Origin of the sequence: Photobacterium sp. NCIMB 13483, from assembly GCF_003025475.1 — a bacterium.
Classification (GTDB): domain Bacteria; phylum Pseudomonadota; class Gammaproteobacteria; order Enterobacterales; family Vibrionaceae; genus Photobacterium; species Photobacterium piscicola.
Genome location: NZ_PYLV01000003.1, coordinates 38354 through 61127, shown reverse-complemented (window position 1 = coordinate 61127; position 22774 = coordinate 38354). Strand labels below are relative to the sequence as shown.

The 22774-nt window shown below is 37.3% G+C and carries 18 protein-coding genes; 8 read left to right on the top strand and 10 right to left on the bottom strand.

Annotated features, from left to right (window positions below; genetic code table 11):
• The first annotated feature begins 255 nt into the window (after positions 1-255).
• Entirely contained in the window at positions 256-1416 is a 1161-nt protein-coding gene (locus C9I86_RS03945; RefSeq protein ID WP_080159180.1) for an amino acid permease, read from the top strand.
• 410 nt (positions 1417-1826) lie between these two features.
• Positions 1827-2621 carry a phosphorylase gene (locus C9I86_RS03940; protein ID WP_080159181.1) on the top strand — a complete coding sequence of 265 codons (795 nt, stop codon included), beginning with the start codon at positions 1827-1829 and terminating at the stop codon, positions 2619-2621.
• 31 nt (positions 2622-2652) lie between these two features.
• On the opposite strand, the gene C9I86_RS03935 is transcribed toward C9I86_RS03940, so the two are convergent.
• Positions 2653-3204 carry a C40 family peptidase gene (locus C9I86_RS03935; protein WP_241956845.1) on the bottom strand — a complete coding sequence of 184 codons (552 nt, stop codon included), beginning with the start codon at positions 3202-3204 and terminating at the stop codon, positions 2653-2655.
• 268 nt (positions 3205-3472) lie between these two features.
• On the opposite strand from C9I86_RS03935, the gene C9I86_RS03930 reads away from it, so the two are divergent.
• Together C9I86_RS03930 and C9I86_RS03925 are read left to right on the top strand one after the other, a co-directional pair.
• Positions 3473-4669, top strand: a complete 1197-nt coding sequence (locus C9I86_RS03930; RefSeq protein ID WP_107275705.1) for an extracellular solute-binding protein — start codon at positions 3473-3475, stop codon at positions 4667-4669.
• A complete protein-coding gene (locus C9I86_RS03925; protein ID WP_235865984.1) occupies positions 4669-6804 on the top strand; it encodes a diguanylate cyclase domain-containing protein in 2136 nt (711 codons plus the stop codon). Before C9I86_RS03930 ends, C9I86_RS03925 begins: the two co-directional genes overlap by 1 nt.
• Before the next feature lie 58 nt (positions 6805-6862).
• Here C9I86_RS03925 and C9I86_RS03920 read toward each other — a convergent pair whose 3' ends face one another.
• Complete coding sequence (locus tag C9I86_RS03920; RefSeq protein WP_080159184.1) at positions 6863-7330, bottom strand: RNA methyltransferase; 468 nt, start codon at positions 7328-7330, stop codon at positions 6863-6865.
• Between the two features lie 123 nt (positions 7331-7453).
• Positions 7454-7789: a PBPRA1643 family SWIM/SEC-C metal-binding motif protein gene (locus C9I86_RS03915; protein WP_107275704.1), complete on the bottom strand. Its 336-nt coding sequence runs from the start codon at positions 7787-7789 to the stop codon at positions 7454-7456.
• 620 nt (positions 7790-8409) lie between these two features.
• Between C9I86_RS03915 and zwf the strand changes: the two genes are divergently transcribed.
• The 3 genes from zwf to gnd are packed head-to-tail and all read left to right on the top strand — an operon-like array spanning position 8410 to position 12087.
• A complete protein-coding gene (gene zwf, locus C9I86_RS03910; protein WP_107275703.1) occupies positions 8410-9909 on the top strand; it encodes a glucose-6-phosphate dehydrogenase in 1500 nt (499 codons plus the stop codon).
• Between the two features lie 2 nt (positions 9910-9911).
• The gene (gene pgl, locus C9I86_RS03905; RefSeq protein ID WP_107275702.1) at positions 9912-10637 is read left to right on the top strand and encodes a 6-phosphogluconolactonase; all 726 of its coding nucleotides are present in this window, start codon (positions 9912-9914) and stop codon (positions 10635-10637) included.
• A 1-nt stretch (position 10638) separates the two neighbouring features.
• Positions 10639-12087 carry a decarboxylating NADP(+)-dependent phosphogluconate dehydrogenase gene (gene gnd, locus C9I86_RS03900; RefSeq protein WP_107275701.1) on the top strand — a complete coding sequence of 483 codons (1449 nt, stop codon included), beginning with the start codon at positions 10639-10641 and terminating at the stop codon, positions 12085-12087.
• Between the two features lie 80 nt (positions 12088-12167).
• On the opposite strand, the gene C9I86_RS03895 is transcribed toward gnd, so the two are convergent.
• The 7 genes from C9I86_RS03895 to C9I86_RS03865 form a co-directional block, all read right to left on the bottom strand.
• The gene (locus C9I86_RS03895) at positions 12168-12464 is read right to left on the bottom strand and encodes a hypothetical protein (RefSeq protein ID WP_045040663.1); all 297 of its coding nucleotides are present in this window, start codon (positions 12462-12464) and stop codon (positions 12168-12170) included.
• Positions 12465-12751: 287 nt separating this feature from the next.
• The gene (gene torA / locus C9I86_RS03890) at positions 12752-15220 is read right to left on the bottom strand and encodes a trimethylamine-N-oxide reductase TorA (protein ID WP_080159189.1); all 2469 of its coding nucleotides are present in this window, start codon (positions 15218-15220) and stop codon (positions 12752-12754) included.
• A 23-nt stretch (positions 15221-15243) separates the two neighbouring features.
• Positions 15244-16422, bottom strand: coding sequence for a pentaheme c-type cytochrome TorC (torC, locus tag C9I86_RS03885; RefSeq protein WP_080159190.1), 1179 nt, complete (start codon positions 16420-16422; stop codon positions 15244-15246).
• A gap of 46 nt (positions 16423-16468) precedes the next feature.
• The gene (torE, locus tag C9I86_RS03880; RefSeq protein ID WP_080159191.1) at positions 16469-16645 is read right to left on the bottom strand and encodes a trimethylamine N-oxide reductase system protein TorE; all 177 of its coding nucleotides are present in this window, start codon (positions 16643-16645) and stop codon (positions 16469-16471) included.
• 479 nt (positions 16646-17124) lie between these two features.
• The gene (locus C9I86_RS03875; RefSeq protein WP_080159192.1) at positions 17125-18228 is read right to left on the bottom strand and encodes a phosphoribosylaminoimidazolesuccinocarboxamide synthase; all 1104 of its coding nucleotides are present in this window, start codon (positions 18226-18228) and stop codon (positions 17125-17127) included.
• A gap of 216 nt (positions 18229-18444) precedes the next feature.
• Positions 18445-19209, bottom strand: coding sequence for a metal-dependent hydrolase (locus C9I86_RS03870; protein ID WP_080159193.1), 765 nt, complete (start codon positions 19207-19209; stop codon positions 18445-18447).
• Positions 19210-19450: 241 nt separating this feature from the next.
• Positions 19451-20164: a DUF445 family protein gene (locus C9I86_RS03865; protein ID WP_107275700.1), complete on the bottom strand. Its 714-nt coding sequence runs from the start codon at positions 20162-20164 to the stop codon at positions 19451-19453.
• 257 nt (positions 20165-20421) lie between these two features.
• Between C9I86_RS03865 and C9I86_RS03860 the strand changes: the two genes are divergently transcribed.
• On the top strand, positions 20422-22740 hold the full coding sequence (locus C9I86_RS03860; protein ID WP_107275699.1) for an ATP-dependent helicase: 2319 nt from the start codon (positions 20422-20424) through the stop codon (positions 22738-22740).
• The last annotated feature ends 34 nt before the right edge of the window (positions 22741-22774 follow it).

Below are 22774 nucleotides of genomic sequence, written 5' to 3'. Positions count from 1 at the left end.
TTTCATCGTTTAGGAGTACGATAATGACGCAATACCACCAATATGAACCCCCCTTATCATCGATATCGCATATGTCTTCTTTTAATGCGGTATGTACTGTAATGGCCTTTTTTTCTGCCTCTTATTTTAGTTTCCGATTTAGTAACGGTTCTCTGTAACCGCACTTGTTATTGATTAAAAATCACAGGTTATGACTCATGTATCTGATTATAGATATATGGATTGCTATATCTAACAATAAGAAAAGAGAAAAATATGAATACTAAATTATTAGGAAGTTCGCTGATTATTGCGGGCACAGCGCTAGGTGCTGGTATGCTTGCTATACCGATGGTATTAGCACAGTTTGGTTTGTTATCTGGTTCCTTATTAATGTTACTTATATGGAGTGGCACGACTTACGCTGCTTTATTATTATTAGAAGCCAGTATTAAAGTGGGTGGTGGCTTAGGGATGAACACTATTGCCCGAAAAACATTGGGTAAAGGTGGTCAATTAGTCACTAATGGATTGTTGTATGCATTATTAGTTTGTTTATTAATGGCTTACATTATTGGCGCTGGTGATTTAGTTCAAAAGTTAGCGACTGGTTTTGGTTTTGATCTGTCAATGCTACAAAGCCAGATCACTTTTACTGTACTTGCTGGTTTTATTGTTGCCGCAGGAACTGGCGTCGTTGATAAGCTGAATCGTGTTTTATTTTTAATCATGGTTGCAGTATTAATCATTACCTTATGCGCTTTGATTCCCGGTATGAGTTTTAATCATTTTTTTGAAGCGAGTAATAATAGTAATATTGATTTAATTAAGACCAGTGCAGTATTGTTCACTAGTTTTGGTTTCTTTCCCGTTATACCGTCATTAGTGTCATACAATGATAAAGCAAGCCATAAGCAATTAAGAAATATGGTGTTACTAGGATCATTGATTCCTTTAAGTTGCTATTTACTGTGGTTATATGCGGTTGTTGGTAGTTTATCAGCAGAACAACTGGTTAAATTTGATAATGTTTCGGTATTAATTGATGCATTAAGCACGCGATTCTCTGGTATACATATCATTTTATCGGTATTTACTGGCTTAGCCTTACTAACTTCATTTTTAGGTGTGGCAATGTCATTGTTTGATCAGAATGTGGATCTATTCAGACAGAATCGTGCTGTAACCTATGTTTTGACGTTTATTTTGCCGTTACTTGGCGCGATCTTTGCCGCGAATCAATTTTTAGCTGTCTTAAATTATGCAGGGCTGATTCTTGTTTTTATCGCTGTCTTCATACCGATGTTGATGATTCACAATATTCGCCAAGCGACACCAGTAGAGCAAAGCTCTGACTACCAAGTTGCTGGTGGTTCACTGGCAATGTTGATGAGTTTACTCTTTGGTTGTTTTTTAATTGGCGCTCAACTGATTTAGTGAGTGAGCAACAGACATGAAACGCTCATGATGTTATAAATGGGCGTTTTTTATCTTTAAAATAAAAATTGGAGATATGAGGAGAGTAGGGTAATAGATTGACCGATCTGAAATACCCTTTAAAGCACTTTATATGACCAGTATAAAGTTAAATCACTAATTTATATGAACCGCTTGGAGTACGATGTAATATCGTAAACGATGATAGAATTAGCTGCTGCAATCATACAAAGTTTCAGTAATGAGGGCTATCATCAAGACGTTTTTAGCAACGTGGATTTTTTGCTAAAAGTGTAAAGATTAAATTACACAATCTATGTTTGGGATCTAATCTTACTGTTTTTTTATTAGGTGAGTGATTAGGGTTGTTTTATTTTCTAATAAATTAGAATGGTTGCAGGTAGTTGTAGATGTTATGGGATAAAGCTTTAACAGTTGCTAAAGATGCGAGAGAAGCACAAGTATTGCTGCCTATTGCGACCATGAGCTCAGTGGTTTCTGAGCAGGGAATAGATTTTTTTATTAAGATCATGAATGGTAATCTTACTAAAAAAATACAACAAGGACAGACAGGACATAATCCATTTCTGCCGTATGAAGAGCAAATGTTTGTCGATAATGTTGGGCATGAGCATGTGTGCCTCTTGAATAAATACCCAATAGGAGAACCACACTTACTCATTTGTAGTAAGGCGTTTGTTAGTCAATCTTCTCTACTCGATCTTTATGACTTTTCTGCTTGGATACAAGGGGTAACATATCCCAATGTACTGGGTTTTTTTAACTCAGCATCAGAAGCTGGTGCTAGTCAGCGCCATCGACATATGCAGTTAATGAAGACTGCAGTACCGTTAGAAGAGATGATTCTGTCTGGTAAGCTACCATTTAGGCATAAATTATTTACTTTTGATCGTATTAATAGTGAGAAAGCGTATTTTTGTTACCTGGCGGCAATGCATGATTTAGGACTAACGCCCAATAATGTGACTGTGAATATTAATGAGCCGATAGAATGCTTGCCTTATAATATTCTATTAACTGAGCATTGGATGTTAGTGATCCCTCGATTAACGAATCATATTGGTGATATTTTTGCTAATGCACTTAACTACTCTGGATGTTTTTTAGTTAAAGATCAGCAGCAATATGACTGGTTAACTGATTATGGTTGTTTACGGCTATTAACTGAATGTGTAGCGCCATAAAGGCTATTTAGGGAGTATTATTACTCCCTTTTTATGGTTTAGGCATTTGTATCACGGCTAAGAAACGTTTTGGGTAACCGCTATGATAATAACTCGTTTCAGTGACACCAAAGTGCTTTTTAGACGATGAACTATGAATAAATTTAATTAATCCGGGTTTTACTTCTGTAATAATTCCCGCATGACCTGGTTTTCTTATTTTTAAATTAGTGCCAGTAAAAACAATAAGATCGCCTATTTGTGCATTTTTTAAGGGTATCGATTTATTGAATAACTGTGTGTATGCTGCGGTGGTTCTTGGAATTGAAATGTGAGAGTGTTTGTATACATATTGAATGAAGCCTGAACAATCGAACCCTTTGGGTGTCGTTCCCCCCCAAACATAACGAGTACCAATATATTTCTTGGCGAAATTAATCATTTTTTGTTGTTCTATTGTTGTAATAGGTTTCACTTGATTTGTGTTTTTGTTAGGTAATGCACTGATTTCTTTTATAATATGAGGACTTGCTCTTACATTTGACTCGCAAGATAGAGTGAGTAATAACGATAAAGGTAACATGATTTTGAAATATTTATTCATGGTAATTATAGTTTCTATATTTATAAGATTGATGTGTGATTAGTTTGATAATAAAGATTTATTTGTTGCTGACAATAGATATTAAACATTATTATTATTGATTAATATCAAATTAGATTTTAGTGTTAGGTATAATCTATAATCATTATTAACGTACATTGATTGATAATTGTTTAGTATAACTTTTATCTAAGTGAAAGTTATTTACTATGAAATTTTATATGACATATATAAATGTCACAAGATGTGTTTGGGTACTATTAATATAATGTCAAATAATTTATTAAACACTGTTCATTTTTCTTTTTTGTTGGTAATATTATTATTTACAAAAACAGTATTAGCGACACCGAGTTTAACTATTTGGTCTTCACATCAGAATCGTGATTTTTTAACAGTAATGACGGATAAATATAAAAAAAATCATGATGTTAATATAACAATTATACAGCTTGATCCATCAGAAATAAAAGCGGAAATTTTATTAAGTGCCCAAGATGGCGGTTTACCCGATCTTATTGTTATCCCTTCAGATTTCTTAGGGTTGCATAATCTGATGGATTTATCGACAATCCCTCGTGATTGGTATACAGAATCGTTGACTCCAAGAGTGAAGGCTACTGTAGAATTAGATGGTAAATATTGGGGTATTCCTCTTATTCAGGGTAATTTTTTACTCTTGTATTACAATAAAAAATATGTGACAAAGCCAGCCACAGATTTTAGAAATATTATTTCAGAAAAAAAACAATTTCTAGATAAAAATATTATGCCAATAGGATGGAATTATAATGATATGTATTATTTTATTCCTTTCTTATCTGCATTTAATGGTTGGCCTATCATTGATGGGAAAATTGAGCTGAATACGCCAGCTATGGTTGAAGCGCTAAAATATTATCGTTCTTTGGCTGTGCAAGGGATTGTTAATCGTAACTGTGATTACCGTTGTTCGCAGCTAGATTTTATCAAAGGAAAAAGTGCATATTCTATTAATGGTGATTGGGCATATCATGATTTAAAAGTGATGCTTGGTGATAATCTTGGTGTAGCCGTATTACCTAAAGTAAATGGTAAAACGATGCATCCTATGTCTAGCACATTTGTATTGGCCGTACCTAGCAATTCACAACACTCAAAAGAAAAACAGGAATTAATTAAAGATTTTGCTGAATTTGTTCAACAACCCAAAAATCAGCATGCGGTATATGAAAAAACCAAGTTATTACCAATCTCAATGACGTATTATAGGCAACTTAGACAGAAAGCGACCGGAGATAATTTAGTTATGTTTCATCAAATGGCACTAACAAAGCTTATGCCATCAACGTTGAATATGGCTATTTCATGGCAGGCTATCGCTATAGGTTTTCAGCGTTATCAAGCAGGTGCAACAGCTGAATATGCTGCGGCACATATGCAGAAAATGGCAATAAAACAGATTCAGCACTTGGATTATAATTGATGAAGTTACGCTTAAAATCATCATTAGCATTGTTAATGTTAATTATTGCTGTTGTACCTGCTGCAATTGTTGGAGGATTACTTCTAAAGCAGCAATCCGATGTGGAAGCGAATTACCGTATTGGCATGTTAGATCGACTATCTAATACTATTGAACAAGAATTTGATTATCGTTTTTCTTTATTGTCGACAAGTTTAGATGTGCTATCACGAGATAGACTATTTGTGCAGGCGATTGATAATTTCTTTCTTGCGGGCCATGTAAGTTCTTCGCTGGGGACATTGGTTAAAAATACACCATTAATTCAAGCTGCTTACTTAGTTGATGATCAATGGTCGGAAGTTGAAAGCTACAATGGGATTCATGGTTTATCTTCTTTTTTAAAATTAAAAGATCTTCTTACGTATCGTTTATCAACTAACAATGGTAAAGGTCGCCAGTGGGTATTTTATTATAACGATGAAGATTTGATGCCGAAAAAGTTTAATCCAACACGGCGAGGAATTATCATTGGCGTTCCTATTTTTCAATCGATGACGAATGGCTTAAAGCGTATTCCTTTGGGGTATTTAATAATAGTTGTCCCAATTGAAAATATCGTTAAGGTATTACGACCTTATTTAAAAGATGGGGAACGTGTTGTCTTTCAAAATCATCGCTCTGATTTGATGGATCATGATGGTGATATGAGTGAGATTGTTATTGCTCAAGGAAAAATAGATCAAAACACACCAACAATACATAAAACAATCAATATAAAATTAGAAAATAAATATATTTCAGAGCCGATCCAATACACAATGAAAGTATATATGGATAAATATCTAGGTGAGAATCCTTATATAAATTCTTTAAAATATATATCATTATTTGGTGTGATTATTATTCTTTTGTCACTTTTTAGTGCGGGTTTGACCTATCGTTGGATTGCGCGTCCATTGGGTGGGCTAATGGATGTTGTGAGGGCCTATTCTCGAGGTGAATACAAAAGCTCAAATAAACAATTACGCTTTGCTGAATTTTTTATGGTTGAGCGACTTATTCGAAATATGGCAAAAACGATTCGAGCTCAAATGGCCGATTTAGCCGCGACGAATAAAGAGTTAAATGCTGCTTATTTAGAAAAAGAACAAGCTAACTTGCAATTGGTTAATTTCAATGATGAGTTAGAACGAAAAGTTGAAGAAAAGACCTTAGCGTTGAGTCGATCATTATTGCGAGAAGAAAATCGCCGATCGATGTTGCAATCATTATTATCATTTAGCCATGAACTTCAATCTGGCGATATTATAGAAACAGTAATGACACAAGTGGTTGCTCTATACCCGATGGCTGGTTGGGCAATGAAAAGCTATACTGGGAATAAGGGAATATGGGCTTGTGAAAACATAGACCAATCTCGCTTAGAAAATCAAGATATACAGCCTGAAAGTCATTATAGTGATTATTATTGTGTACCAAATAACGGTAAGTATTTGCATTGTTTTAAAGTTAAAAACAGTCAGAACGACATTGTTGGCATGATAGTGATGCAATATATACAATTAGAACATGATGATTTTGAAGTTATTTCTCTATTTATTCGTCAATTAGCTACTGAATTAGAAGGTCGACTATTAAATGAAGAATTAGCGCGTATTGCGATTACTGATTCATTGACCGGACTTGCAAATAGAAAAGCTTTTGATAAAGATTTAGAAGAGCATATACAATTAATTAATCGGTATCCTGATCGTCATTTTGGTTTGTTCATGCTTGATGTTAATGGACTGAAACGAGCAAATGATCAACATGGTCATAGTATGGGTGATGCGTTATTAATTGAAACCAGTAAGTTATTAGTTGAAACCTGTCGATTGACAGATAAGGTTTATCGTCTTGGTGGTGATGAATTTGCCATTATTTTAGAGGCCGGTGATTGTGACAGCTGTGACATTTTATGGCGTCGATTAGAAACAGTACGCGATCAAATTAACTATGCTAGTTTACCAAATGGAAAACAGGTTGAAATTCATTTTGCTGTTGGGTATGCCAGTACTGATCAATACTCAGCAGAGCAAGTTTGTTTAGTTGCAGATAAAGCAATGTATAAAGATAAACGTCATTTTTATGAACAAACAGGAATTGGACGATAATAAACATAACCACTGCGATAATATGGATTATTGCAGTGGTTTTTTATAAGTAAAATACTTATTTATGATTTGAGAAGTTATCACCCTTCGCCATGCGATCATATAAAATCACATTAACTGCTGCTGCCAGATTCATACAGCCTTTTGTTGGGACGTAAATAGTTTCACGACAAAAGTCAGTAATTTCTTTTTTTAATGTGCCGTCTTCAGGACCAAAAATATAAAATGCACGTTTTGGATGTTTATATTCAGGTAATGGTTTTGCATCATCAATTAAATCAACGGCAACAGGTACACAGCCGACAGGAATAATTGCTTTTAGATCTTCAACACCAATTAATGGAATATCAAGCGCAACATTTTTGGTATCAGTACAAAACTGTGCAGCGTGATCATAACGAGTGCCAGTATAAAAGACAGAGTTGACACCATAACAACCCGCTGCTCGCATAACCGAACCGACGTTTTCAGGTGTTTTGGGGTTAAAAAGGCCTACGCAAGAGTAACCCTGACTTTTTTTGCTCATATGTACATCTACTTTAGAAATTGTGGCGGGATTGTATACCTAAAGACGTTATTTTTGCAGTAGGTACCATTATTTAGAAGAGAACAAAACAGGAACTTAGGGTCCCTGTTTTTAAGTGACGTTTTATTTACCGCAACATTTTTTATATTTCTGACCACTGCCACATGAGCAAGGATCGTTACGGTTAGGTGTTTTATCAAACACTGTTGTCGTAGGTTTGTTTAATGTTGCAGTAAGATCCACAATATCTTCTTCAACGTCAGCATTAATTGTAAATGTTGCAAAAAGCTGTTGCTCTGCAAGCTCTACTTCTAATTCTTGTTGGCGTTCTTCAGTATTCACTATCAATGTGAGCGGATTGGTTTCCGTGCCAAGTTTAGTTTCGCGCTTCGTGTTGTAGCCACAGCTGCTGTGTTTTGGCTTCTTTTCGATGCGACCTTTATAGAAAAATTTAGACATGGGATAACCTGCTTGCTATGAAATATTCGCGCATCATTCGTGAATGGGTACGCTTAATAACTAAAAAGCCACCAAAGTTAAGGTGGCTGAAATTGCGGGCATAATAACCGCCATTGTGTGTGTTATCAAGCGTTGAGCAAGCGCTTCAGTAATAAAAGTCGGTGGGTGTTCTGATCAAAAATAGGATATATGGTGTTTTTTCATTGGTCTTTGTTGAAGTAAACGATTGCATTGTTATTATCATCTCTTCTACACTTAAACGGTTTTAATCAAACACCGCTGTGAAACGGTGTGTTGCTTACACTTATTATATAGACGAAAAAACCTATCAAATTAATAGGTTTTTTCGTCTATCACTGCTGATAATAATTGTTAATATACTCAATATATAAAAGAGTAAATAATGATAAATTGTCTGATATGTTAGTGTATTAGCGATAAATACAATGATTAGATGTAACATATTGACTGATAAGATTATTAATGTATAACAAAAATTTTCAATTTTTATCACGAAAAATGCATAAAAAATTGAAAATTACGGCATAATAACGCCCGTTATACCAAGCAATTGATTGCTGTACCAGATCGAATGATCTGTAAATAAATGGGAACATTACATGGTTAAACCAGAAAATAACGCAATTGTAATTTTTGGTGCGTCAGGCGATTTGACTCATCGAAAACTAATCCCTGCGTTCTATCATTTATACGCTAATGGTTTATTGCCAGAAGATTTCGCTATTTTAGGTGTTAGTCGTACGGCATATAGTGATCAGGAATTTCGTGATAAGCTTCGTTCTGCATTAGAAGAAAATGAAAAAACAGATGCGGCGATATTAACGAAGTTTTGTGAGCATTTATATTATCAGGCATTGAATACTTCTGATGCTGAACAATATGGCGTATTAAAGCAGCGCTTAGATGTCTTTAAAGATACTCACCATACACATGGCAATGCTGTCTTTTATCTCGCAACGCCACCGAGTCTTTATGGTGTAATTCCTGAGTGTCTTGCTGCTCATGGTCTTAATGATGAAGCGGATGGCTGGAAAAATCTTATTGTAGAAAAGCCATTTGGTTATGATCTTGAATCGGCTATTTCTCTTGATAAACAAATTCACGCATGTTTCCAAGAACATCAAATTTACCGCATTGACCACTACTTAGGTAAAGAGACAGTACAAAACTTACTTGTCTTCCGTTTTGCTAATGGCATGTTTGAACCATTATGGAACCGTAATTTTATTGATTACGTTGAAATTACTGCATCTGAAGCCTTAGGCGTTGAAGATCGCGGTGGTTATTATGATGGTGCGGGTGCGGTACGTGATATGTTCCAAAACCACCTATTGCAAGTTCTAGCAATGGTAGGTATGGAATCTCCAGCAGCTATTAATGCTGATTCGATTCGTGATGAAGTGGTTAAAGTGATGCAAAGCTTTAAGCCTTTATCAGAAGATGATTTGACTAACAATTTAGTCTTAGGTCAATACACTGAATCTGATGTTCGTGGTAAGCATCTACCAGGTTACCGTCAAGAGCATGGCGTTAATACTGATTCACGCACAGAAACGTATGTTGGTATGAAGATGTTTATTGAGAACTGGCGTTGGAATGGCGTACCATTCTACGTTCGTACAGGTAAGCGTTTACCGACACGTGTAACAGAGGTTGTTATTCATTTTAAGAAAACACCGCATCCAGTATTTGCAGCTAAATCAGCTGAAAATAAGTTGATTATTCGTATTCAACCCGATGAAGGCATCTTAATGAGTTTTGGTTTGAAAAAACCAGGTGCAGGTTTTGAGACGCAAGAAGTATCGATGGATTTCCATTACGATAAACTTGAATCAATGAATATGCTAACAGCTTATGAGCGTTTATTGTTAGATTGCATGAAACAAGATGCAACCTTATTTGCCCGTACTGATGCAGTAAAAGCTTGTTGGAAATTTGTTCAACCTATTCTTGATCATAAAGAACAACCTGAGCACTTATTTGGTTACGCAGCAGGAACATGGGGACCAAAAGAAGCCGATGAACTGTTAATTAATGATGGTCGTCAATGGCGCTTCCCATGTAAGAATTTAGCTAATACTGATTATTGTGAGTTATAAGCATGATGAATTATAAAGTATTTGCGACGCCACAAGATGTAGTGATTTCTCTTGCTGAAACCATGCAAGCGATGAGTTTACAATCTCAAGCGGTACATATTTCCTTATCCGGTGGCAGTACGCCTAAATTGTTATTCAAAGTATTAGCGCAAGCGCCTTTTGCTGACAGTATTCAATGGAATAATCTTCATTTCTGGTGGGGTGATGAGCGTTGTGTTGCTCCAACCGATGCTGAAAGTAATTTTGGCGAAGCAAATGACTTGTTATTTAAGCACGTTACAATTCCAGCAGCAAATATTCACCGTATTCGTGGTGAAGCAGAGCCTATTGCTGAATGTGCACGTTTTGCAGCAGAGATGGATGCAGTGATTCCACATAAACAGGGATTACCAGCATTTGATTGGATTTTATTAGGCATGGGTGGTGATGGCCATACTGCTTCTTTATTTCCACATCAGACCAATTTTGATGATCCTGCATTAGCAGTGATTGCCACTCAACCACAAAGTGGCCAGCAACGTATTTCAAAAACAGCGCGTTTACTTGAAAATGCTGACCGTATTACTTATTTGGTATTGGGTGAAAGTAAGGCTGAAGTCTTATTTGAAATAAATAGTACGCCGGCAGAGATGTTAGCTTATCCTGCCGCAAAAATTAAAGCCTCTCATGGCGAAACAGAATGGTATTTAGATGCAGCAGCTGCAAAGTTGCTAGCACAAGGAGAATAATATGAAAGGCGATATTGGTGTTATTGGTTTAGCTGTTATGGGTCAAAACTTGATCCTTAATATGAACGACCATGGTTTTAAAGTTGTTGCGTTTAACCGTACCGTTTCTAAAGTAGAAGAATTCCTTGAAGGTCCTGCAAAGGACACTAACATTATCGGTGCGACATCATTAGAAGACTTGGTCTCTAAACTAGAATCACCACGTAAAATCATGTTAATGGTTCGTGCTGGTGATGTTGTCGATGCATTTATTGACCAACTTGTACCGCTACTAGATAAAGGCGACATCATTATTGATGGTGGTAACTCAAACTATCCAGACACTAACCGTCGTGTTGCAGCCCTTGAAGCAAAAGGCTTATTATACGTAGGTTCTGGTGTTTCTGGTGGTGAAGAAGGTGCTCGTTTTGGTCCTTCAATCATGCCTGGTGGTTCTGAAGCAGCATGGCCTGCAATCAAACCTATCTTTCAAGCAATCTCTGCAAAAACAGCAGCAGGTGAGCCTTGTTGTGATTGGGTGGGTAAAGACGGTGCTGGTCACTTCGTTAAGATGGTTCACAATGGCATCGAATACGGCGACATGCAGTTAATTAGCGAAGCATACCACTTCATGAAGTCTGGTTTAGAGCTGTCTCATGATGAAATGCAAGCTATTCTTCAAGAATGGAATAAGACTGAGCTAGATAGCTACTTAGTTGAAATTACAGCTGAAATTCTTGGTTATAAAGATGAAGATGGTCAGCCTCTTGTTGAAAAAATTCTTGATACTGCGGGCCAAAAAGGTACAGGTAAGTGGACAGGTATTAATGCACTAGATTTAGGCATTCCACTAACACTTATTACTGAAGCAGTATTTGCGCGTTGTGTTTCTTCAATGAAAGAGCAACGTGTTGAAGCAGAAAGCTTATTTGGTAAAACAATTGCTAAAATTGATGGCGATAAGAAAGAGTGGGTTGATGCATTACGTCAAGCACTACTTGCATCAAAGATCATTTCTTATGCACAAGGCTTTATGTTAATCCGTGAAGCATCAGAAGAGTTTAACTGGGATCTAAACTACGGCAACGTGGCACTTATGTGGCGTGGTGGTTGTATTATCCGTAGTGCATTCCTAGGTAATATTCGTGATGCATACGATACAAACCCAGAAATTAAATTCTTAGGTTCAGATACTTACTTTAAAGATATCCTATTAAGCAGCATGCCTGCATGGCGTAAAGTAGCATCAAAAGCGATGGAAATTGGCCTACCAATGCCAACAATGACATCAGCATTAACCTTCCTTGATGGCTACACAACAGCAAGCTTACCTGCGAACATGATTCAAGCGCAGCGTGACTACTTCGGTGCTCACACCTATGAGCGTATTGATCAGCCTCGTGGTCAGTTCTTCCATACGAACTGGACGGGTACTGGCGGTAATACAGCATCTACTACTTACGACGTATAATGTCTAAGTAATCGATATAATTAAGCCATCGTTTTTACGGTGGCTTTTTTTATGCATGATGTATTGTGATGAATCTAGATTTAACTTGCTATACGTTGGCAATAGAGTAATGCGCGTAATTCCATATTTTCAGCTTCAAGCGCCACTATTTGTTTATGAGCTTCTGTGCGCATATCTTCATTTGTTTTTCGTGTTTTTTCAAAAATATCGCTCAGGGCACTAAACAATTCTTCTCCAGCAAGCAGCATTTCTTTGCCGCTAATTTCAATATTATAAGAACGTAATAAATCACGAGCATAAGTGGTTAAGTCACCTTTGGCGCGACCAATTTCTTTGTCAATTAATGGGCAAGTGTGAGGGTAGGAGAAACCTGACATATTTTGTACCTTTAAAGTCAAATATCCATAAAAGATAATTGTTATAAACCTCCGTGCCTATGAGATAATTTTCGCTTACATTTTTAAATTGATCAATATATGCACAATAAGTTTGACAAAAAACAAACAAACGTCTCTTTTTTGATACAAATTAGTCAGTAATACTGCTGTTGGGTGAAGCATTAATCTATGTTGATGAGTGCTAATTACGGTGATTTGTTGGTAAAAATAAACCCTCGTATCGATTAAGAGTACGAGGGCTTAAATATCACACTAAAATCAAATAATTAACTTACTTCAATCGGGCCACCAAAGGCGGTTACTGGTGGTAATTCACCTTTGAATTTCTCAATATTGACTAAACACGTTTGGGCACTGGTCGCTTGCGCCAATTCGGATGTTGGTATATCCATGGTTAGAGTATTTGGATCGCCATAGGTATCAATCGCACCAATCTTCTCATTTAATGGCCCGTACCATGCACCTTCTTCTATACGAACGACGCCTTGTGGGTAGCTGTCTGTGATAACAGCACCTGCAAGTAGTTGACCGCGATCGTTAAACACACGTACAACGTCACCGTCTTTGATGCCTTTAGCAGTAGCATCTTTTGGGTTGATATAGACAGGTTCACGGCCTTGGACGGTATACGTCGCGCGGAATTCATCGGATTCACACATTTGTGAGTGCAAGCGTTTGTCAGGGTGACAAGATTGCATCCAGAACGGATGTTTATCTGAGCCCGGACCACCATGTGAACGTTCTGTCTTTTCAAACCACATTGGGTGACCTTGACAGTGTTCATAGCCATAACGAGCAATTTTACGGCTGGATATTTCAATGAAACCTGACGGTGTGCCTAGCGCATTTATTTCTGGATCTTGACGGAAATCGGCATGTCGAACCCAGGGCTTACCGGTGCCAAAATCTAGGAATCCTTGCTCCCAGAAAACATCAAATTCTGGCATGTCGAATTTGCCTGCATTAGCTTTTCGGCAATCGTTATACAGCATTTGAACCCATTGCATTTCATCCATACCACGGGTGTATTCTTTATTTTTACCAAAACGACGTGATAATTCAGTGAAAATATCAAAGTCAGTTTTTGATTGGTACAGTGGGTCAACTAACTTTTGCATTGCGATTAAGCCACGGCCACTGTATGAGCCCATAACGTCAATATCGTTACGTTCAAACTGAGTACATGCAGGGAGTACAATATCAGAGAAACGACAGGTCGCCGTCCATGCAAAATCAATCGTTACCACGGTTTGTAATTTTTGGAACGCTTGTTTCATGCGGTTACGATCTTGGTGGTGATGCCAAGGGTTGTTACCGCTGATCACCATCATTTTGTAATCAGGCAGAATCACTTTAGAACCATTGTATTTAATTTCTTTACCCGGTTCTAAAATACAATCAACGAAGCGTGCGACAGGGATAGTACGACTATAACCATTGAAGTCGTTGTTATCCCATTTTGGTTTTTGCCCCTCATCCACGTTACGAGGAAAACCGCCTGGTGCTGCAAAGCCTGTTGATGGGACACCAATACCGGAGTAATGATGGCCATAAGAAATACCGCCGCCAGGTAAGCCAATTTGTCCTACCATCGCAGCAATAACGGCACCCATCCAGTAAGGTTGCTCGCCGTGTTCTTGACGTTGAATACACCAACCAAATAGAATTTGAGTACGCTCTTTAACCAGCATACGAGCAAATTCACGGATTTGATCAGCGGGTACGCCACAAATTTCAGCTGCCCATTCTGGTGTTTTCTCAATGTTATCTTTAGTGTCACCTTTGACATAACCAATAAACTCATCAAAGCCCAAACAATACATTTTGATGAATTCTTTATCATAAAGATTCTCAGTGTAAAGCGTGTGTGCTACACCCAACATAAACGGTACATCTGTCTGCGGGTGAAGGTAAAGATGCGTGTTTTCTAAGTAACGTTGGGTCTTGTTTTTAACCGGATCAACCGAAATAACATTGATCTCACCTTTAGCTACTTTTTCTTTTAGTTGCGCAAGGTAAGGGTAAGACTCATGCGTTTCACAGTTCCAACCTACTTGGAGGTTTTTAACCGGATCGTTAGCCCATAAAATAATGTTCTTACTGTTGTCTAAAATTTCAGACCATGACGTACCTTGAGCATATACTTCAGTCGAACCTAGCACATAAGGCATTATGGTTTGGCCTGCACCTGTTGAGTAGTCGCCAACTTTGGTGATGTAATTACCGTGCATACCGACAGCACGTTGCATGTGACTGGTACAGCTATGGAATTGACCCGTTTGACGCCAGCCTGTTTGACCTGCGTGGAGCGCCCATGGACCGTAATCTTTTTGAATACGCTCTAATTCACGGTAGAACAAATCTAAGGCTTCATCCCATGTCACACGTACAAAACGATTATTACCGCGTGTTTCGCCACTAAACTTGTGCTTTTTAAGCCAGTCTAGACGTACCATTGGGTAACGAACGCGTGATGGATTATAAATAATCCCCTTGATGCCTTTTAGCATTTCAGTTGGGTTTTTATCTATTTCAATCGCTTCAATTTGTTGCACTTTACCTGCATAAATTTGTGCACGAAAAGCACCCCAGTGAGATCCAGAATAACGCCATGTTCCTTGACCTATTTGATCGTCTGCAAACACTTTTGATGATGCGAGTAGGCTTGGGCCTATAACTGTCGCTGCACTTGTTGTAGCAAGGCCTTTAAGAAAACTTCTTCTTGATACTGACATATTTATTTTAACTCCATCAAAACTTAGTGCTGTGCATCAGAAAAATCAGATGAATGCTTCTGTAGGTACTTCAACACAATAGCTTCGCTATCACGGTCAAAGTTTACAAATGCTAGCATACCGTTAAACATGCCCGGCCATGTGTTTGCATCAAAATGCGCTTCAGCTGGTTGGGTGTGACATACAGAACAGTTGGTGGTGTAAGCTGTTTTTGCTTGTGCCCATACTGGTGTGATGTCATTCACTAATGAGTCTTTAGGCATCCATACTTTAGCGGTAACACGCTGCCAAGGAAGGCCTGTTAGGTCATCGACTTTCTCTTCATATTTATCAACAACTTTATCATTTTGAGCTGATTCTTTAAGTAGAGATGCAACCGGAATATTCATTCCGAAATCTTCCTGAATCACACGACCATAGCCTTTATCTTTACGCCAACCTGCAATCTCAACTTCTACTGCATTATCTGTTTCATCAATGACTTTAACGCCAGATGCTGGATTTAGAATACCCGCTTCAACAGTCATTGCTTTATCTTCATAAACAGGTAAGAAGCGAACGCTATAAATCTCTTCACCTTTGCTGTAATCAGTACCATGAGAAAGTTGGACTAGTTCTGACACCATGCCACCACTGGTATCCATATCTTTTGGTAAGTGGTGAGCAATACCTTTATGACAATCAACACAGCTTTGATCTCGCTCTGCTGCATTTTTCATTTGAACGCGTGCAACAGGGGACATTTTTTCGAAGTCCATACCTTTGTAATCATGGCAATCACGACATTCTTGTGAGCCATTGGCTTTAAAGCGTTCCCATTCATGCTGTGCTAGCACAATTCGGCGATCTTCAAATTTTTCAGGGGTATCAATGAATCCAGCAAAATGGGCAAAGACTTCTTTGCTTGCTTGAATTTTACGTGAAATTTTGTCAGTCCAATCATGAGGGACATGGCAATCAGGGCAGGTTGCTCGAACACCTGAACGGTTCTTATCATGAATAGTATTAACGTATTCAGGCACGACATTATCGGCATGACAGCTTACACAGAATTCTTCAGTATTCGTTTTTTCAAGGGCCGTATTAAATCCGCCCCAGAAAATAATACCCGCAACAAAACCGCCAAGGGCTAAAACACCAAGGCTAATATGAACGCTTGGGCGTGATAGAGTCAGCCAAGCTTTTTTTAAAAATGCTTTCATTATTATTGTTTCTCTTTAAATGATGCTTGTAGTGTGAAGTAGGGGATCAACCACCGTGACCGGGAGGACCAAAGACAAACAATTGCAACATCCAAACTGTGAAACCATAACCACCAACGAAAATGACACTTAAAATAGGGAACAGGAAAATGGTAATAAAAAGGAACATTTTCCATTCGCGGCTACGTGTTTTCTTGGCAGTAGCATCAGTAATACTGCTCATAAAACCTCCTAAAATATGGTTAAAGGGAAAGTTATTTCTTATAAATAGTTATATCAATTTTAATTTCAATATGATCATAAAGTAGACCGCTGTACTTATTCAATTATTAAATGCGTAATTCTGTTATTAAAATAGTATTTTTTTGAATTTAAACTTAGTTATTAATACTAAAAATACGTATGTATAAATTAATTATTATTTAAGTGTAATTATTACAATAAAATCCAAGAGCCAACTTGTGGTAATGTTGTATTTTTGTTTGTTTTATTGGTGCTTATTGGGTGTGATTGTTGGTTATTGCGATGCTATTAATGGTTTGTGTTGATTGAAAATTGAAGGATTGGTAATGGAAGAAGTGTTTTGTTAATGATTTTACGTAATCTAATATGAATAGAGTCGTAATTAAAGGCTTAATATGAATGGAGTTGTTAATAATACGGGATAGAAAAGAGAGCTATCAGATAGCTCTCGAATAAATATTAATCAATTAATTGATATTCTTGGCGTAATATATCAATAATTTCACTCTTTGGATCTTGGCTTAGAGTAATTGGCTGTCCGGTGATTTTTTCTGCGATATTGGTGTAGATTTTAGATATCTGCATTAATATATCTTGAGGGAGCGCATTCTCTGTCGCTAGTGCAAAACGTTCAGGCATACGTTCTTTATTTAATAAAATATCTGGATCTGGAAAGTAATTAAGTAACACTTGACGGAAATCTTCTTTGGAATTTTCAACGATCTGTCCGTCACGATAAGCGGCACCATCCCAAATTCGTGATGAATCTGGTGTACCCACTTCATCCATATAGATAAGTTTTTCATTACCGTTAGCATCTGTAACGTAGCCAAATTCAAATTTAGTATCGACAAAAATTTGGTCTAATTTTGCTAATTCGTGACTAATAACTGTAAATCCATCGGTTAATAGTTTTTCGTAATAGTTAATATCATCAGTATTTCGGAAATTAAAGGCTTGGTAGTTATTGATGAGATCTTGACGAGTCACGTTAACATCATCCGCTTCAGGCACATTAGGGATGTCTTTTAGGATACCTTTGGTTGAGGGGGTCATTAGAAGCTCTGAAAGTTTTTGATCTTTTTCTAGACCTTCTGGTAGTTCGATACCACAGAAATTGCGTTCACCTTGCGTGTATGATCGCCACATTGAACCTGTGATGTATTGACGACAAATAGCTTCTACCATTACAGGTTTTGCTTTTTGTACAATCCAGACAAAAGGATGGGGAATATCAAGAATATGGCTATCGGCTAAGCCATTATCTTTAAAGAGTTTAAACCAATGATTTGAGATTGCATTAAGTGCCGCGCCTTTACCGGGAACACCTTTCAAACCACCTTCACCATGCCAAATACAGTCAAAGGCGGAAATGCGATCACTGATAATCATAATTGCAAGAGGCGCATCAGGTTGAACGTTGTAGCCTTTTTGTTGAATTAGACGACGACTGTCTGCGTCTGTTAGCCAATAAACAGAGCGTACTTTTCCACTGTGAACGGGTTTATCGGTACGGATGGGCAGGTCGTCATTGACGGCAAGAACTTGATCAGCAAGACTCATGGTGAAATTCCTATTTCAAAATGATGGCATCGAAATACAGAGTGTTTAAGATAAACATTACCTCAAGCACTCATCTTATTAAGCATAATACTCGGTTCATTGTACGACTACCAGTAAAAAAGCAAACGATTGCTTTTTGGTTTAAAATGGTGACAAATGTAAAGTATGGTAATGAAATATCATACTTTACATTATGAGATAGTGTTTTATTGGGGATTAAAAACGTTGATAAAAGGCATGTAAATCACGGGGCGTAATATAAAACATGTGCAATAACCATTGTTTAGTATCGTCCAGGTTGAACCAGACAGGTGTAAATTGGAAATGACTCCAATTTGTGACAACTTGTAGTGCACCATCATAACTTGGTGCTAGATCAAATAAGATAACAATGGCGATAACCTGAGCTAGGCTAATGAACGGTTTGGTAAAGGCAAAAGGTTTAAGTGCGGTGCCAAATGATGATTTAAAGCGTTTGTTTGATAGATCGACGCTGTATATTTCATCAAGGACTAAATGTACGATGCCGCCAAGTAGAACAAACCCGCCAGCAAACCAACTATCAGTCGCTGTATGCCCCAATAAGACGCAAATATGGACACAACAGAGTGCAATAAGAGTCACAAATGAAATCGAGTGACATGCGCCACGGTGAACCGTACAACGGTCAAATACCGCTTTGCCAAAATAACGAATAGTAATAAACAATGAGATGACATACAAAATCAACTCAAGCATTGCGACATGGGTGTAAATATGGCTGATGAGTAAAAAACAACAAAACCCAGCCAGAAGTGTAAACAATGCTTTCATCGACGTTGAGTGGTCTGAATCAATGTCAGGTAGAAGCCCACCGATGGTGCCAAAAAAAGTCATCCATAGTGCAATGCTGGGGCTAATATGATCAGCCGACAACAATGTAGTTGCTGTTAAACCACTAACAATTGCTGCAATTGTGAAATGGGTCGAGAAATTTGCCAAGAAAAATGAATTCCAACTGGATACATATACAGGTATTTATCACTGTTAGTTATCTTAGTTCAATATTTATCACACTTTTAATGTAATTTATGAAAGTGATTGAGTGAAAAAGAATCATTTTAGTTTTTAGTTGCAATTAGGGTGAATAAATTGCTTTCTCAATTTGAAGCTGAAAGGAGTAAAGAGAGTAGCTGTATACGCTTTAAAAGGTCACAGCTACTTGAAATTAAAGCAGGTAATCTTAACCTGTAATCAATGCTGAAATGATGCCGATAATACCACCAAAGACTCCGCCCCAAATAACCAGCCAACCCAGGTGTTCGCTAATCATTTTTTCTACCATTTCTTTGACCATTTTAGGGGTAAGTTCATTTAAACGTTGGTCAATAATATCTTCAATTTTACTTTCAATATCATGCAATGTTTCAGGTTTGGCTAATTGTTGTTTCAGTGCTGTTTTAAAATTATCTTGTTCACTGATTTCTGTTACTGATAGCTGCATTTTCTCAATAAAAGGTTCACGTAATGGTTCCATGGCTTCTGGGCCACCCATCATGGTGATCATGCCGCCAAAGGATGAATTCATGATCACATCCAGTAATGAATCAAAGGTTGGTGCAAAATCAATTTTGCTGATAATTGGTTGCATATCCAGCACGGTTGAGTGGTCGGTATCTTGGCTTAAAAAGCGACTAATGTTTTGTTGAGTAAAAAACTGCTCCATCATTAGGTTTTTAATGGCTAGTTTAAACGCTTCAAAGCGAGCAGGGATAACACCTGAACCATAAAGACCGGGTACTTTTTCAAATAACATATAAATGGCAAGCCAGTTTGTTAATGCACCGGAAAAAGCAAATAAGCCACAGTAAAGAATGATATGTTGATTACTAATATAACCAATGAATAAGAGAAGAAGAGAGAGCACATTGGTCATTAAGCTTTTATTTTTTATCATGATGTAGTTCTTAGTAGTAACACCGATTGAAACGGCAAATAAAGACAGTCAATGGCGCATAGCCACCAATAATGGAGCCGAATTTTAACAATAGATAGTGACCAATGCCAGATTTTGCTGGGCTACACCATCTTTGATTACACGATGTTTGGTAGATAAAGGAGTGTGGATGTAATGTCATGTTTTACGATTTAAACTTTATATGGCAATTGCTATACTCGTTTGCTATGCGTTTATTGCCTTACTGAGTATTTTTAATGACCCGTTTTACTGCTGAACAAACTGCTTTTATTCATCATCAGTCAGGTAACGCACTTTGTGTTGCTGGTGCGGGAACGGGGAAAACAACAACCTTAGTCGGTGTTGTAGAACATAAATTACAATCAATCGCAGCAGAACAAATGTTGGTATTGATGTTTAACCGTGATATTCGCACCGATTTTAAGGAAAAGTTAGCACAGATCCCGTTAGCCGCGCGCGTGCCTGTCCATACTTTTCATAGCTTTTGTTTTCAGCTATTAAGACAGTCGGGGTATCTATCTGCGACGGGTTATCAAATTGATTTTAATAATGGTGATAGTGATAAAACCATTGCTAAACTTGTCTTACGGCAAATGGCGGTACAAGAAAAATCGTATCAAAAACAACAAACGTTTAAAGATCCTCGCACTATTGAATTGTTAATGAGCTTTATTGGGTTAGTCAAAGCACATATGTTGCCGCCCAAAGAGGTATTTGATCTCTCTGAAATTAATAGAGAATATGCCTTTATCATTGAAGCATTTTGGAACTTTGAAACTGTACGTAAAGAGCGTAAACAGCTATTTTTTGATGATTGGTTGGTAGAAACTATACAGTTATTAAAAAATGATCAAGCTCTATGCCATTACTATCATCAGCAAATTAAATTTATGATGGTTGATGAGTTCCAAGATATAAACACCGCGCAATATCAATTGTTGAAATTACTATTATCACCACAAGCTCAGTTAGTTGCGGTAGGTGATGTTGATCAGTGTATTTATAAATGGCGGGGTAGTGCTCCACAATTCATGCTTAATTTTGAACAAGATTTTGCGCCAGCAACGACATATAGTTTGTCGCATACGTTTCGATTTGGGCATAGTTTAGCATTAGCGGCTAGCCATTTAATTGCTAATAATAAACAAAGATTTCATGACTTTCAGACCATTGCGCATAAATCTGTTGCGGATACTGCTGTGGATGTTATTGGTACCGCTCGCCAAGTGGGAGAAATTGCGCAATCAGTGGCTGATTTTATTCAACAAGGTGGTCAACCTGCTGAAGTGGCTATTTTAGTTAGACGTTGGTCACAGGCGATGTTATTTGAGTTAGCTTTTTTAACAAAGAAAATACCTTACCATATGCCGATCGGTTCGGTGTTAACACACAGTCGTGAAGTAAAGTTGTTAATGGACGTTATGATATTAGCAACGGGGCGTTTTTTAATATTAGCGGATAACGATAAAGCCAATTTATTGTTTAATTTATTATCTTTTCCACACTGCTATGTACCTAATAAAAGTTTACGCCCATTGTGTGAGTCTTTATCACAGCGGCCAAGTAACGAATGGCTTAGTTTAATAAAGCAAACTGAAAAAATTCAACCTACATTAAATCTAGAAACGTTTAAAGATCGGATTGAATTATTATTAATGCTGCAACGAAAAGGAAAGTTTAAAGCGCTGGCGGTTTATAAGCAATATCGTCGAGACAGTGAACTTGATAATTGGATTTGGAAAACAGAAGCAACGGCAACGGAAATAGAAGAAGCCGTTGAACGTTTAGACAGTGTTGAAACCGTATTAGAATCAATGGATCAAAACTGCGATAAAGCTTTACAGTATTTTGAATATTATACTCAACAGTCTGCAGCTGAAAACCAATCACACCAAAATAACAGTGTGCAACTAACCACTATTTTCAGAGCTAAAGGATGTGAGTATAGTCAGGTACATTTACCTTATTGGGATAAAGATGCTTTTCCTTATGTTAATCGATCATCATTGGGTATTTCAGCAGATACAGAAGAAGAACGTCGACTTGCTTATGTAGCAATAACACGTGCCAAGCATAGTGCCAAAATATATTATACGGTTGAGAATACCAAGAAAGATCAATATGTGCGTAAAGACAAAAATGCCAGTCAATTTATTCTAGAATCTAAAGCTGATGTTGCGCAGGAAATTGGCCCTCAACTTTATCATGATGGTGAGCTTCCATACCATAAATCACCTGTTGTGCAGGGATATTATCGTCGTTTAGCTCGTATTGATGACATGCAATTACCACCAAAGGTTGTTGCTATTTCTTTGCCTGAGATAAATACAGCAGGAGAAAGTGTTTATAGCTATGAGTGGGCATTACAACAACCGATACCGGATAAAGCTGATAAATTGATCCGTAGTATGGTTCAAACAAAAACGACTAAATACTTAGAAACTGAAGTAATACGTATTATTCGAGAATTAAAACAAGCAGGCACGGAGAAACAAAAGGTATTGATTAATCGTCTTATTGTTGTTGCCCGTGCCAAGGCGCGTAAATATAGCTAACTATTTATGATCAAAGAATATCTTACTGTTAGGA

What these genes read in the sequence shown, in the direction of transcription:
- C9I86_RS03945 (WP_080159180.1), top strand. Translation starts at nt 256, where the DNA reads ATGAATACTAAATTATTAGGAAGTTCGCTGATTATTGCGGGCACAGCG.
- C9I86_RS03940 (WP_080159181.1), top strand. Translation starts at nt 1,827, where the DNA reads ATGTTATGGGATAAAGCTTTAACAGTTGCTAAAGATGCGAGAGAAGCA.
- C9I86_RS03935 (WP_241956845.1), bottom strand. Translation starts at nt 3,204, where the DNA reads ATGAATAAATATTTCAAAATCATGTTACCTTTATCGTTATTACTCACT.
- C9I86_RS03930 (WP_107275705.1), top strand. Translation starts at nt 3,473, where the DNA reads ATGTCAAATAATTTATTAAACACTGTTCATTTTTCTTTTTTGTTGGTA.
- C9I86_RS03925 (WP_235865984.1), top strand. Translation starts at nt 4,669, where the DNA reads ATGAAGTTACGCTTAAAATCATCATTAGCATTGTTAATGTTAATTATT.
- C9I86_RS03920 (WP_080159184.1), bottom strand. Translation starts at nt 7,330, where the DNA reads ATGAGCAAAAAAAGTCAGGGTTACTCTTGCGTAGGCCTTTTTAACCCC.
- C9I86_RS03915 (WP_107275704.1), bottom strand. Translation starts at nt 7,789, where the DNA reads ATGTCTAAATTTTTCTATAAAGGTCGCATCGAAAAGAAGCCAAAACAC.
- zwf (WP_107275703.1), top strand. Translation starts at nt 8,410, where the DNA reads ATGGTTAAACCAGAAAATAACGCAATTGTAATTTTTGGTGCGTCAGGC.
- pgl (WP_107275702.1), top strand. Translation starts at nt 9,912, where the DNA reads ATGATGAATTATAAAGTATTTGCGACGCCACAAGATGTAGTGATTTCT.
- gnd (WP_107275701.1), top strand. Translation starts at nt 10,639, where the DNA reads ATGAAAGGCGATATTGGTGTTATTGGTTTAGCTGTTATGGGTCAAAAC.
- C9I86_RS03895 (WP_045040663.1), bottom strand. Translation starts at nt 12,464, where the DNA reads ATGTCAGGTTTCTCCTACCCTCACACTTGCCCATTAATTGACAAAGAA.
- torA (WP_080159189.1), bottom strand. Translation starts at nt 15,220, where the DNA reads ATGTCAGTATCAAGAAGAAGTTTTCTTAAAGGCCTTGCTACAACAAGT.
- torC (WP_080159190.1), bottom strand. Translation starts at nt 16,422, where the DNA reads ATGAAAGCATTTTTAAAAAAAGCTTGGCTGACTCTATCACGCCCAAGC.
- torE (WP_080159191.1), bottom strand. Translation starts at nt 16,645, where the DNA reads ATGAGCAGTATTACTGATGCTACTGCCAAGAAAACACGTAGCCGCGAA.
- C9I86_RS03875 (WP_080159192.1), bottom strand. Translation starts at nt 18,228, where the DNA reads ATGAGTCTTGCTGATCAAGTTCTTGCCGTCAATGACGACCTGCCCATC.
- C9I86_RS03865 (WP_107275700.1), bottom strand. Translation starts at nt 20,164, where the DNA reads ATGATAAAAAATAAAAGCTTAATGACCAATGTGCTCTCTCTTCTTCTC.
- C9I86_RS03860 (WP_107275699.1), top strand. Translation starts at nt 20,422, where the DNA reads ATGACCCGTTTTACTGCTGAACAAACTGCTTTTATTCATCATCAGTCA.